The following is a 13355-nucleotide window of genomic DNA, read 5'->3' as shown; positions in this document are numbered from 1 at the left end:
TCCAAAGCACGCACGGGAACCCCATGTCGATCCTTGCCAGCATCCACCACCTGACCCACTACAGGTATGACCGCCCGGTCACGCTTGGCCCGCAGGTGATCCGCCTGCGTCCCGCGCCGCACAGCCGCACGCGGGTGATCAGCCACAGCCTCAAGGTGGGTCCGCAGCCGCATTTCGTGAATTACCAGCAGGACCCCTACGGCAACTGGCAGGCGCGCTACGTCTTTCCCGAACCGGTCCGCGAGCTGAAGATCGAGGTCGACCTTGTCGCCGACATGACCGTCTACAACCCCTTCGATTTCTTCGTCGAGGCCAGCGCCGAGGAATGGCCCTTCGACTATCCCGAGGATATCGCCCCCGATCTGGTCATCTACCGCACGCCCGAACCCGCGGGCCCCCGCCTGCAGGCGTTCCTTGACACCATCCCGCGCGAGAAGATGCGCACCGTCGATTTCGTCGTCGGCCTGAATGCGCGCATCGCGGCGGAAGTGGGCTATGTCATCCGCATGGAACCCGGCGTGCAGACGCCCGAGGAAACCTTCGAGACCGGCAAGGGCTCCTGCCGCGATTCCTCGTGGCTGCTGGTGCAGGCTCTGCGACATCTCGGCTTTGCCGCGCGTTTCGTCTCGGGCTACCTGATCCAGTTGAAACCGGACCTCAAGGCGCTAGATGGACCCTCGGGAACCGAGGTTGATTTCACCGACCTGCACGCATGGTGCGAGGTCTACTTGCCCGGCGCGGGCTGGATCGGCCTTGACCCCACCAGCGGCCTCTTGACCGGCGAAAGCCACATTCCCTTGGCCGCCACCCCGCATTACCGCAACGCCGCGCCGATCAGCGGCGTCGCCAGCTTTGCCGAGGTCGATTTCGCCTTCGACATGCAGGTGCGCCGCGTGGCCGAACACCCGCGCATCACCAAGCCCTTTTCCGACGAAAGCTGGGAGGCGCTGAACGCGCTTGGCCACAAGGTGGACGCGGCCCTCAAGGCCGGCGACGTGCGCCTGACGATGGGGGGCGAGCCGACCTTCGTCAGCATCGACGATTTCGAGGCCGGCGAATGGAATGCCGACGCCGTTGGCCCGACCAAGCGCACCTTCGCCGACAAGCTGATCCGCCGCCTGCGCGACCGCTTCGCGCCGGGCGGTTTCCTGCATTACGGGCAGGGCAAATGGTATCCGGGCGAGACCCTGCCGCGCTGGACGTTCAGCCTCTACTGGCGCGGCGACGGGAAACCGGTCTGGTCCGATGCCAACCTCATCGCCGCCGAGGGCAAGGATGCCAAGGCCACCAAGGAACAGGCCGAAACCCTGCTGAAGACCATCGCCACCGAACTTGGCGTGCCCGACGACAATGTCGTGCCGGCCTTCGAGGACCCCGCCGAATGGATCATCAAGGAAGGCAACCTGCCCGAAAACGTCACGCCCGAGAATTCGAAACTCAAGGATGCCGAGGAACGCGCCCGCATCGCCCGCGTCTTTTCGCGCGGGCTGACCGAGCCGTCGGGCTATGTCCTGCCGGTGCAGCGCTGGCAGGCCAAGGCACGCAAGGGCTGGATCTCGGAAAAATGGGCGCTGCGGCGCAAGCATCTGTTCCTTGTGCCCGGCGACAGCCCGGTGGGCTACCGTCTGCCGTTGGGCGCGCTGCCTTTCGTGCCGGCCTCGTCCTATCCGTTCATCAATCCGATGGACACGTTCGAACCGCGCGGCCCGCTGCCGGATTTTGATGGCGACGACGCAGGCAATCCCGACCGCGCCAATGCCGTTTCCAGCTTTACCGCGGCCGAGGCGACGCAGGACCGGGTCGAACAGACCATTTCGGACGTCAACGGCATCGTACGCACCGCCATTTCAGTCGAAGCGCGCGATGGGCGGCTATGCGTCTTCATGCCGGCGGTCGAGCGGGTCGAGGATTACCTCGAACTCGTCGCCGCGGCCGAAGCTGCGGCCAAGGCCCAAGGCCTGCCCGTGCATATCGAAGGCTACGCGCCGCCGCATGATCCGCGCCTCAACGTCATCCGCGTCGCGCCCGACCCCGGCGTGATCGAGGTGAACATCCACCCCGCCGCCAGCTGGGACGATTGCGTCGCCACCACCGAGGCGGTGTATGAAGAGGCGCGCCTGTGCCGCCTTGGCGCCGACAAGTTCATGATCGACGGCAAGCACACCGGAACGGGGGGCGGCAACCATGTCGTCGTGGGCGGTGCCACGCCCGAGGACAGCCCCTTCCTGCGTCGTCCCGACCTGCTGGCAAGCCTGATCCTCTACTGGCAGCGGCACCCCTCGCTCAGCTACCTCTTCTCGGGCCTCTTCATCGGCCCCACCAGCCAGGCCCCCCGCGTGGACGAGGCGCGCCATGACGGCCTTTACGAGCTGGAGATCGCGCTGGCGCAGATCCCCCACCCCGAGGCCGGGCCGCCGCCCCTGCCCTGGCTGACAGACCGGCTGCTGCGCAACCTGCTGGTCGATGTCACCGGCAACACCCACCGCGCCGAGATCTGCATCGACAAGCTCTACTCCCCCGACGGGCCCACCGGCCGGTTGGGGCTGGTCGAGTTCCGCGGATTCGAGATGCCGCCCAACGCGCGGATGAGCCTCGCCCAGCAACTGCTGCTGCGCGCCATCATCGCGCGGCTCTGGGCACGGCCGATGACCGGCAACCTCACCCGCTGGGGCACCGCGCTGCACGACCGCTTCATGCTGCCGCACTACGTCTGGGAGGATTTCCGCGAGGTGCTGGGCGACCTGCAACAGGCAGGCTTCCCGATGCGCGAGGAATGGTTCGCCGCGCAGGCGGAGTTCCGTTTTCCGTTCTGCGGCGAGGCCAGTTACGAAGGCGCCACGCTGGAGCTGCGGCAGGCGCTGGAGCCTTGGCACGTGCTGGGCGAAACCGGCGCGATCGGCGGCACCGTGCGCTATACCGACAGCTCCACCGAACGGCTGCAGGTGAAACTGACTGCGCCCGACCCGGCGCGCTACACCGTCACCTGCAACGGTCGCCGTCTGCCTCTGGCCCCCACCGGCGCCAACGGTGTCAGCGTCGCCGGCCTGCGCTACAAGGCGTGGCAGCCCGCGCTGGCGCTGCACCCCGTCTTGCCCGTCGATGCCCCGCTGACACTGGATATCTACGACACGTGGTCGGGCCGTGCGCTGGGCGGCTGCGTCTATCACGTCGCCCATCCCGGTGGGCGCAACTACGATACCTTCCCCGTCAACGGCAACGAGGCCGAGGCGCGCCGCCTTGCCCGGTTCGAAGCGCATGGACACACACCCGGCGCCTACGTGCCGCCACCCGAACAGCCACATCCCGAATTCCCGATGACGCTCGATCTGCGCCGCGCGCCGGGGCTGTAACGCCATGAGCGCACCCGCCACCCCGCAGGCCAGCACGACGCCCGTGTCGAATTATCGCCCCTTTCCGGGGGTCATGGACGAGATGATCGGCCCTGACGGCGAGATGCGTCCTCACTGGGCCGGGCTGATGGCGCATCTCACCGGACGCGAGCCCGAGGCCCTGGCGGCCGATGTGGCGCGCGGCGAGCAATACCTGCGCGATGCGGGCGTGTTCTTTCGTGCCTATGGCCGGAACGAACAGGCCGCGCGCGACTGGCCGTTCAGCCCGGTTCCGGTGATCCTGCACGAGGACGATTGGCAGGAGATCGCGAAAGGCCTGACCGAACGCGCCGACTTGCTGGAAATGGTGATGGCCGACCTTTACGGGCCCGGCCGGCTGGTGGCCGAGGGGCATCTGCCTGCCAGCCTTATCGCCGAAAGTCCCGAATGGATGCGTCCGATGGTTGGCGTGGCGCCGCGCGGCGGACATTTCCTGCATTTCCTTGCCTTCGAGATCGGGCGGGGCCCGGACGGGCGCTGGTGGGTGCTGGGCGACCGCACGCAGGCCCCCTCGGGCGCGGGCTTTGCCTTGGAAAACCGCGTCGCCACCACGCGGGTTTTTGCCGATTACTACGCCCGCGCCCGCGTTCACCGCCTTGCCGGGTTCTTTCGGGCCTTCCGCGACGGGCTTGCTGCGCTGCAGGGCCCGGCGGCCCATGCGGCAGGCAGCGCCGCGGGCATCCTGACGCCCGGACCGATGACCGACACTTATTACGAGCATGCCTATATCGCGCGCTACATGGGGCTCAGCCTGCTCGAAGGCGGTGATCTGACGGTCGAGGACGAGGCGTTGATGGTGCGCACCGTTGCCGGGCCGCGGCCCATCAACGTGCTGTGGCGTCGGCTTGATGCCGGCTGGGCCGACCCGCTTGAATTCGACGAGAGCAGCCATATCGGGACGCCGGGCCTGATGGCCGCGGTTCGCGCGGGGCAGGTCACACTGGTCAACGCACTGGGCGCGGGCGTGCTGGAAACCCAGGCATTGCTGGCATTCCTGCCCGGCATCGCACGCGCGACGTTGGGCCGCGACCTGCGGCTGCCCAATATCGCCACATGGTGGTGTGGCCAGTCCAGAGCGCTGGCAGAGGTGCGCCGGCAGGCGGCGCGTCTGGCCTTTGGACCGGCGCAAGCCACGCAGGTGGCGTTTCTGGGCGGTGCCGAAGGCATGCAAGCCCCGTCGGACGCCGCGGCGCGTGACGCATGGATCGTGGCGCAGGGGCCAAAGCTGATCGCGCAGGAACGGGTGACGTTGTCGACCACGCCAACCCTTTCAGGCGGCGCGCTGGTGCCGCGCCCGGTCACGATCCGGGTCTTTCTGGCGCGCACGCCGAACGGCTGGCAGGTGATGCCGGGCGGTTTTGCCCGGATTGCCGAGCGGGCCGATGCCACGGCACTTGCCATGCAGCAAGGCAGTTCGGCAGCCGATGTCTGGGTGCTGAGCGAGGCCGCCGTGCCGACCGAAACCCTGCTTGCCCCGCAAAGCGCGCCTTTCGTTCGGGCCGAAGCGCCCGCCCTGCCGTCGCGCGCCGCCGAAAACCTGTTCTGGCTGGGCCGCTATGTCGAGCGGACGCAAGGTGTGCTCCGCCTCGCCCGCGCCTATCACGGCCGGCTGAGCGAGGATGGCACCGGCCCGCTGCTTGCCGCGCTTGCCGAGATGCTCGATCGTTACGGCCTGACTGCCGCCGAGCCGATGCCGGAGGGATTATTTGCCACGCTGGCCAGTGCCGTCGCGGCCGCCAGCCAGATCCGCGACCGGTTCTCGGTCGATGGTTGGGCCGCGCTCAGCGACCTTGACCGCACCATGAAGCGGCTGTCGGCCACGCTGCGGCCCGGCGACGATGCCGCTGCCGCGATGGGCGTTTTCCTGCGCAAGATCGCGGGCTTCTCGGGTCTTGTGCACGAGAACATGTATCGCGGTCACGGCTGGCAATTCCTGTCGATCGGCCGTGCACTGGAACGCGGTGCGATGTCGGCCGACCTTCTGGCGGCCTTCGCCGATCCCGATGCGCCCACCGGCGCGCTCGACCTCGCCATCGAGCTGGCCGACAGCGTGATGACCCACCGCCAACGTTACGCGGTCATGCCCAGCCGCGGCAGTGTTGTCGACTTGCTGGCGCTTGATCCCGAGAACCCGCGCTCGGTCCATTTCCAGCTGGCCGAGATCCGCGAGCATGCTACCGCCATCGCGGGCGGTCGGCACAAGGCGCAAATGTCGGGGCTGGTGCGGCAGGCGCGGACCACCGAAACCCGGCTGGCCGTCGCCACGCCCTCTGCCATGACCACCGCCGCGCTGCGCGATGTGCGCGACGATATTCTTGCCCTTTCGGAACTGCTCGGCGATGCCTACCTGCAATGACCGCGCCCAGCCCCGCAGATCGACTCGCCGATGATTTATGACATCGCGCTTCGCCTGACCTATCGCTATGCCAGCCCGGCAACCGGCGGGCGCCACGTTGTGCGGCTGATGCCGGTTGCGCGGCCCGGACTGCAACGGCTGATCGCCGGCCATGTCGAGATTGAACCGCATCCCGACGGACGCACCGACCGGACAGATTTCTTCGGCAATGCCACCACCGATTTCGGCTTTCGCGGCGCGCATGACGGCGTGGCACTGCAACTGCATGCCCGGGTCGACCGTCAGGCGCCCGCGCCCCCCGGGCCCGCCACCCCGCTGGCGCGGCTGGCGGCCGAGATCGCCGACGTTGACAGCCTTGGCCCGCAATCGCCGGTGCATTTCACGGCCCCCTCGCCCCGCGCGATGGTCGATGCCGCCATGGCCACCTATGCGCGCGAGGTGACTACGCCCGACATGACCGCGGCCGACGTCGTGACCGCGGTGGGCGAGGCGCTGCACCGCGACATGACATTCTCCGCCGAGGCGACGGATGTCGGCACGCCGGCCGCAGACGCTTTCGCAGAGCGGCAGGGCGTCTGTCAGGATTTCAGCCACATCATGATCGCCTGCCTGCGCAGCCTTGGCGTGCCGGCAGCCTATGTTTCGGGCTTTCTGCGCACCTTGCCGCCGCCGGGCCGGCCACGCCTCGAAGGTGCCGATGCGATGCATGCATGGGTGCGGGCCTGGACGGGCAAAGAAGGTGGCTGGATCGACTACGACCCGACCAACGCGCTGGTGCCCGCGACCGACCATGTCGAGGTGGCCGTCGGGCGCGATTACGGCGACGTGGCGCCGATCAAGGGGGTGCTGCGCGTCACCGGTCGGCAGATCGGCTCGCACGCGGTCGACATGGTGCCAGTTGACTGATCCAGCCGGTCGGCTGATCAGACCGAAAGCGTCGCCGCCACAGCCGATTTCCAACGCGCATAGCGCGCCTCGCGCAGCGCGGGCTCCATCTGCGGCGAGAAGGTCCGCTCCAACGCCCAGCCCTTGGCGAACCCGGCGCGGTCGGGATAAACGCCCACCGCTTGGCCTGCCAGCCACGCGGCCCCCAGCGCTGTCGTTTCGCGCACTTGCGGCCGGTCCACCGGCGCACCGCTGATGTCGGCCAGGAACTGCATCGTCCAGTCGCTGGCCGTCATGCCGCCATCAACGCGCAGCGTGGGGGCCGCGCCCTCGGCCTGCCAGTCGGCGCGCATCGCCTCCAGCAGGTCGCGGGTCTGGAAACCCACGCTTTCCAGTGCCGCGCGGGCCAGTTCCGCCGGCCCAGTGGCCCGCGTCAGACCATAGGCCGCGCCGCGGCATTCGGCGTTCCAGTAGGGCGCGCCAAGGCCCACGAAGGCGGGCACCAGCACCACGTCCTGATGCGGATCGGCTGCCTCGGCCAAACTTTGCGTCTCGGCCGCGTCGCGGATGATCTTCAGCCCGTCACGCAGCCATTGCACCACCGCGCCCGCAACGAAGATGGACCCTTCCAGCGCATAGGTGGGCTGGCCGCCGAACTGGTAGGCGATGGTCGTCAGCAAGCGGTTCTGGCTGGTCACCGCCGTCGTCCCGGTGTTGAGCAGCGCGAAACAGCCCGTGCCGTAGGTCGATTTCATCATGCCGGGTTCAAAGCACGCCTGCCCGACGGTGGCGGCCTGCTGGTCGCCCGCGACACCGCGGATCGGGATGGCGGTGCCGAACAGGTCGGGCGTGGTCTGGCCGAAATCGGCGTCGCAGTCGCGCACCTCTGGCAACATCGCCAGCGGAATATCGAAAAGGTCGCAGATCGTCCGGCTCCACCGCCCCTTGTGGATGTCGTAAAGCAGCGTGCGCGCGGCATTTGTGGCGTCGGTCGCGTGCACCTTGCCGCCGGTCAGCTTCCAGATCAGGTAGGTGTCGACCGTGCCGAACTTCAGCCCGCCCGCCCGTGCCTTCTCGCGCGCGCCTGGGACGTGGTCGAGCAGCCATTTCAGCTTGGTGCCCGAGAAATAGGGATCGGCCAGCAGGCCGGTGCGCGCGGTGATCATCGGCTCATGCCCGGCCTCGCGCAGGGCGCGGCAGGTCTCGGCGGTGCGGCGATCCTGCCAGACGATGGCGTTGTGAATGGGCGCCCCCGTGGCCACGTCCCAGACGACGACCGTCTCGCGCTGGTTGGTGATGCCGATGGCGGCGGGTGTTGCCCCGGCCTGCGCAAGGGCATCGCGGCAGGTCTGCACGGTGGTCGCCCAGAGGTCGGCCGGGTCATGCTCCACCCAGCCGCTGTCGGGGAAATGCTGGGCGAATTCCTGCTGCGCGGTGGCGACGATCCGCATCGTCCCGTCAAAGACGATCGCCCGGGTCGAGGTCGTGCCCTGGTCGATGGCAAGGATATGGGTCATGGCGTTGCTCCCTCGGCCTGCATCCACGCATCCAGCGCGGCGATCTGTTCGGCGCTCATCCGCAGGCCCAGCTTGTTGCGGCGCCAGACGACATCCTCGGCGCGCCGGGCGAATTCGTGCGTCATCAGCCAGCGCACCTCACGCCCCGTCAGCGTCGCGCCGAAATCGGGGCCAAGATCCTCGGCCGTCTTGGCATCGCCCAGCACCTGCGGCGCCTCGGTGCCATAGGCGCGCACCAGCCGCCGCGCCCAGAAGGGGGTGAGGAAGGGATGGGTCCGGCGCATCTGTTCGACCAGCGCATCAACACCCGTCACCTCGAAATCGCCGCCCGGAAGGGGCACGCCGGCGGTCCACGGGCCCTTGGCCACGCCCAGCACCGTCACGATCTTTTCCAGTGCGTGTTCGGCCAGCCGCCGGTAGGTGGTGATCTTGCCGCCGAAGACGTTCAGCACCGGCGCCCCGGTCGAACGGTCCACTTTCAGCGTGTAATCGCGCGTGGCCGCCGTGGCCGATTTCGCGCCGTCGTCATGTAGCGGACGCACGCCGGAATAGGTCCAGACGATCTGGTCGCGCGTCACCGGCGTCTTGAAATACTGCGAGGCGAAGGCGCAGAGGTACTCCTGCTCGGCCTCGGTGCAGACAGGGCGCGTGTCGGGGTCGTCCTGTTCGGCATCGGTGGTGCCGATCAGGGTAAAATCGGTCTCGTAGGGAATGGCGAAGATGATCCGCCCGTCGGTACCCTGGAAGAAATAGCACTTGTCATGGTCGTAAAGGCGGCGCGTCACGATGTGGCTGCCGCGCACCAGCCGCACGCCGTCGCTGATGTTGAGGCCCAGCGTCCCGGCAATCAGCTTGCCCACCCAGGGCCCGCCCGCATTGACCAGCATCCGCGCGCGGATCACGCGGGGGCCGGTGCCGTCATCCACCGTCACCTCCCACTGGCCGTCCACGGCGCGGGCGGCAGTGACGCGGGTGCGGGTCATCACCGTGGCCCCGCGCTCGGCCGCGTCGCGGGCGTTCAGCGCCACCAGCCGCGAATCCTCGATCCAGCAGTCGGAGTATTCATAGGCCTTGCGGAACTTGGGGTTCAGCGGCGCGCCGGTCTTGTCGGTCGTCAGGTCCACCGTGGTGGTGCCCGGCAAGATCTTGCGACCGCCAAGGTTGTCGTACATGAACAGCCCCAGCCGGATCAGCCAGGCCGGGCGGCGGCCCTTCATCCAAGGCATGACAAGGCCCAGCAGGCGCGAGGTGGGTGTGGTCCCCTCGAACCGCATGTCGCGGTGGTAGGGCAGGACAAAGCGCATCGGCCAGCTGATATGCGGCATGGCGCGCAACAGCACCTCGCGCTCGATCAGCGCCTCGCGGACCAGCCGGAACTCGAAATATTCCAGATAGCGCAAGCCGCCGTGAAAGAGCTTGGTCGAGGCCGAGGAGGTGGCCGAGGCAAGGTCGTTCATCTCGGCGAGGGCCACCGACATCCCCCGCCCCGCTGCATCGCGCGCGATGCCGCAGCCGTTGATGCCGCCGCCGATCACGAAAAGATCATAGGTTTCCGATGTTTCCGACATGACATCCTCGGGCGATGGTCTGGCGAAGGTTGTATCGCGGAATCCGGCGCGGGGCGCAAGGAAGGGGGTGGGTCAAAGGCCCCAGGCGGCCTGCTGCGGCGCGTCCCAGCCAAGGGTGAACCTTGTGCCGTCGGTGATGACCGGGCGGGCCATCAGCACCGGGTTGGCCAGCAACTGCGCATCGGTGTCCGATTCCCGCAGAAAGGCCGAGAGGCTGCGATAGGCGGGCGATTTCCGGTCGATCAGGGTCGAGCCGAATTCATGGATCAGCGGCGCCCACTCCTCGGCCGTCAGCGGGTCGGCGCGGATGTCGCGGAAGGTGACGGCGATGTCCGCCGCCGCGAAAGCCTTGAGCGCCGCGGCGCAGAGCGAACAGGTGGGCAGGCCGTAGAGGGTCATGGCGAGGTCCGGGGTTGGGTGGGGCCGCTATACCCAACCGCATCAGGCGATCCAAGCGGCAACGCCTGTCCCAAGGTCCACGCGCCCGAGCCTCGGGGAGGGGTGACGGGCGACCGGAATACCGTCCGGTGGACGGTTTTCCGCGAGGAACGGGCGAAGCCCAGAGCGCGTACATGGCTTTGGCGCCACGTAGCTTTTCTGATTTCCCTTCAACAAGAGACTATTGACGGCAACTATTTTCTAGCCAATCGAGTAAGCTCAATCGGCTGCCATTCCTCTCTCCGCTGATAAGCATATATCTCCGAAACATCCCACTTTGGATACTGGACAATATCGAAAGTGGATCGAAAAATATCATAGCGTTGTTGAATTTGTGGAGCCCCAAATTGGGCTACACACAAAATATACTGCGCGATGATAGCAGAAATCGCCTCCTTGAGGTTTGCGACCCTGAAACTTGATAGGCTATCATGTTTCGTCTCGTTGTAGGCATGGTACCAGCTTAAGGACTTTGTCGGCTCCGATGCCACCCAACCAAGAAACGGGCTGAATGGCTGTATCCATGGATAGGCGACCAGCCTAACTTTATACTCGCTCAACCTCATCACACCATTCAGAACGATGTAATCTTTGGTTCCAGCATTCTTCGGAGCAATCCCATTTACCTTGAGAACCGACTTGAACTGACTCTCGACCTCCGTTGCCGCCAAGATCAAGAGATTACGAATTTGATCTCCAAAAACCAACATTTGATCTTCCGAAAGATGAACGGTTTCGGCGATCTCTTGAAATCTCTCTATCGCAATTCTTAATCTTCCACAGTAAATGGCTTCAGCCTCCATATCGGCTGCGGTCTTCTTTATTACACTAGTTATATCATTAGGGTGAGAAATGCCGACCCTTGCAATCCTAGGTAAATAGTGCCCGAGCGGAACCTCAACTTGGCGAAAGCTCATAATTTGACTATTTTTGGGCATAGAAGTGGATATGTAGTCACTCCATGCCCGATTAATATCGGTCTCGGAGATCACGGAGTCTGGATCAATAAAAAAGCCGGAATATACCTTCTGATATAGCGTGGGCTGCAGCCAGTCCAAATATCCCTCGCGGAACTTCGCAAAGCCGACTGGCCGTCCTTCCAAATTAAGCGCCAGCAGGTCGAGCGGCGGACGCTCACTCACCCCAAAAACCCCTCGAACTCCCGCCATTCGCCCTTGCTCATGCCGCTGGTTTCCTGCGTCACGACCTCGCCTTTCAGCATCCGCCGCACGCAGTCCACCGCCTTGGCCGAGAGCGTCACCCCGCCCATCCTGTAATCCTCGAAGGCCGCGTAGGCCGCTGGCACCCAGTCGGCCACGATCTTGCAGATCTCCTCGGCATAGACGCGGATTTCGTATTGCGCGTGGGCGTCGGCGCGCAGGCGCAGGAAATGAAACAGGTTGTGCAGGTCCACCTTCCAGTACCATTGCGTGTAAATGTTCGCGGGCAGGTTCATGCGCGCCAGTTCGCGCGCCAGCCCCTGCTGGCCCTCCTGGCTGATCATCGCCTCGTAATGGTCATAGGCCCGCGCGGCGTCGCCCTTCAGCCAGTCCAGCACGCGCGCGGCCTCTTCGGCCTCCAGCGCCTCGCCCCGGCCCTGATTGTTGACGACCGATTGCGCGGCCAGTTGTTCGGGCGCGGGAATGTAGAACTCGCGGTCCAATATCGAGTAGCGGGCCGAGTATTCGTTGACGTTGGCGGTGCGGTGGCGGATCCACTGGCGTGCGACGAAGACCGGCAGCTTGATGTGCAGCTTGACCTCGCACATCTCGAAGGGGGTCGAGTGCCAGTGCCGCATCAGGTAGCGGATCAGCCCCTCGTCGTTCTGCACGCTCTTGGTGCCGCGCCCGTAGCTGACCCGCGCCGCCTGACAGATCGCGGCATCGTCGCCCATGTAGTCGATCACCCGGACAAAGCCGTGGTCCAGCACCGGGTGCGCGGTGTAAAGCCGCGCCTCCATCCCCTCGCTGACCGCGCGCAGCGTCGGGCGGGGCGTGGCGCGGGCGGCGGCGATTTCGGCCTGCTGGTCCGGTGTAATGGGCATGGGGGCGATTCCTTCTGGCAAGTCCGCGACAGGGCCGATCCTACATCTATGTGGCGGTGCCGGTCGAGAAACCATATGCAGTCAGACCCCGCAACCGGGGCGCGATATTTCTGCATCAAGGTCAGCGCGTGGTGCGGCAATTCGTTGACTTGCAAGGCCGGCTCGTCCACCCTCTTGCAAAAGCAAGATAATCGGCAGTGAGCAGGCCCATGAAACCAATCTTCGCGGCATTTGCCGCCGTTTTTCTCGTGGCTGGCTGTGGCACCGCGGCCACCGACACCAGCACAACGACCACCACAACGACCGACGGAACCGTCAGTCTGGTTGATCCGAACCTGGCCGATCCCAACAAGCGGTATCTCTGGGATACCGGACGATTCCTGATGGCCAACCAGTTTACCTACAATTCCAACACCAACACGCTGGTCATCAACAACCTGCCCTTTGACGGCGTCAGCAGCCAGGGCGGCGCCTATCAGGAATCCGCGATCCTGCCCAACGGCGCACAGATCTTTGCCAACAGCCCGAATGCGGCCGAGGACCAATATCTGGCCGTGATCTATCGCAGCCCGAACGGCACCAATTCGTTGGTCGGCGCAGTCGGCACCAGTGCCTATTTCGGCTACGGCTACGGCGGGGCCTATGCCGGCCGGACATCTTCCAGCCTGCCGGCAAGTCGCACCGCGGCCTACCAGTACAAGGGGGCCTATGCCGGTGTCGTGGTGAACAGGCAGGATACGACCGGCGCCAGCAACGGTGTTTACGCGACCGACGGTCTGGCCACCATCAACGTGGACCTTCAAGACATCGACACTGGCGGATCGATCAAGGGCAACGTGACCGGACGGCACATCTACGACGAAAACGGCACGCTTCTGGGCAACCTGTCTCCGATCGTTCTTAACGAAACGACGATCGACACGACGACGAACAGGACGGGGGATGCAACCGCCACGACCTACAACCTTGACACGACAGCCGCGCAAAGCGGCAGTTGGGAAGGCAGCTTCACCGGTCCGAACGGTCAGGAAATCGTGGGTTTCCTTGTCGTTGAAGGGGCCACGCCCACCGCAGACTCCACCTATGACGCGGTCCACGCCGTGAAAGGCCGTGAGGTCGGTGCGTTCATCGCCACGCAGCAGCCCTGACGGGGCATAC

The 13355-nt window shown here is 65.7% G+C and carries 9 protein-coding genes; 4 read left to right on the top strand and 5 right to left on the bottom strand.

Translation table 11 applies throughout. From position 1 onward, the window contains the following. Positions 1–23 precede the first annotated feature (23 nt). From GC146_RS04230 to GC146_RS04220, 3 genes are read left to right on the top strand one after another with little or no spacing between them, the layout of a single operon-like run. Positions 24–3350 carry a transglutaminase family protein gene (locus GC146_RS04230; protein WP_291834753.1) on the top strand — a complete coding sequence of 1109 codons (3327 nt, stop codon included), beginning with the start codon at positions 24–26 and terminating at the stop codon, positions 3348–3350. Positions 3351–3354: 4 nt separating this feature from the next. Then, a complete protein-coding gene (locus GC146_RS04225; protein ID WP_291834750.1) occupies positions 3355–5745 on the top strand; it encodes a circularly permuted type 2 ATP-grasp protein in 2391 nt (796 codons plus the stop codon). Between the two features lie 30 nt (positions 5746–5775). Then, positions 5776–6651: a transglutaminase family protein gene (locus GC146_RS04220; RefSeq protein ID WP_291834747.1), complete on the top strand. Its 876-nt coding sequence runs from the start codon at positions 5776–5778 to the stop codon at positions 6649–6651. 17 nt (positions 6652–6668) lie between these two features. Here GC146_RS04220 and glpK read toward each other — a convergent pair whose 3' ends face one another. The 5 genes from glpK to thyX form a co-directional block, all read right to left on the bottom strand. Further along, positions 6669–8147: a glycerol kinase GlpK gene (gene glpK / locus GC146_RS04215; RefSeq protein ID WP_291834745.1), complete on the bottom strand. Its 1479-nt coding sequence runs from the start codon at positions 8145–8147 to the stop codon at positions 6669–6671. Next, positions 8144–9715 (bottom strand): glycerol-3-phosphate dehydrogenase, encoded by a 1572-nt coding sequence (glpD, locus tag GC146_RS04210; protein ID WP_291834742.1) that lies wholly within the window; start codon positions 9713–9715, stop codon positions 8144–8146. The genes glpK and glpD overlap by 4 nt, the downstream gene beginning before the upstream one ends. A 72-nt stretch (positions 9716–9787) precedes the next feature. Further along, positions 9788–10114 (bottom strand): ArsC/Spx/MgsR family protein, encoded by a 327-nt coding sequence (locus GC146_RS04205; RefSeq protein ID WP_291834739.1) that lies wholly within the window; start codon positions 10112–10114, stop codon positions 9788–9790. A 233-nt stretch (positions 10115–10347) separates the two neighbouring features. Beyond that, positions 10348–11295, bottom strand: coding sequence for a hypothetical protein (locus GC146_RS04200; RefSeq protein WP_291834736.1), 948 nt, complete (start codon positions 11293–11295; stop codon positions 10348–10350). Next, the gene (gene thyX / locus GC146_RS04195; RefSeq protein WP_291834733.1) at positions 11292–12197 is read right to left on the bottom strand and encodes an FAD-dependent thymidylate synthase; all 906 of its coding nucleotides are present in this window, start codon (positions 12195–12197) and stop codon (positions 11292–11294) included. Before thyX ends, GC146_RS04200 begins: the two co-directional genes overlap by 4 nt. A gap of 209 nt (positions 12198–12406) precedes the next feature. Here thyX and GC146_RS04190 point away from each other — a divergent pair, with 209 nt between their 5' ends. Next, a complete protein-coding gene (locus tag GC146_RS04190) occupies positions 12407–13345 on the top strand; it encodes a hypothetical protein (protein ID WP_291834732.1) in 939 nt (312 codons plus the stop codon). Positions 13346–13355: the final 10 nt, after the last annotated feature.

The organism is Limimaricola sp., assembly GCF_016125575.1.
Taxonomy (GTDB): domain Bacteria; phylum Pseudomonadota; class Alphaproteobacteria; order Rhodobacterales; family Rhodobacteraceae; genus WGLM01.
Note: the sequence above shows the minus strand (reverse complement) of the source record. Positions and strands in the feature narration are given on the sequence as shown.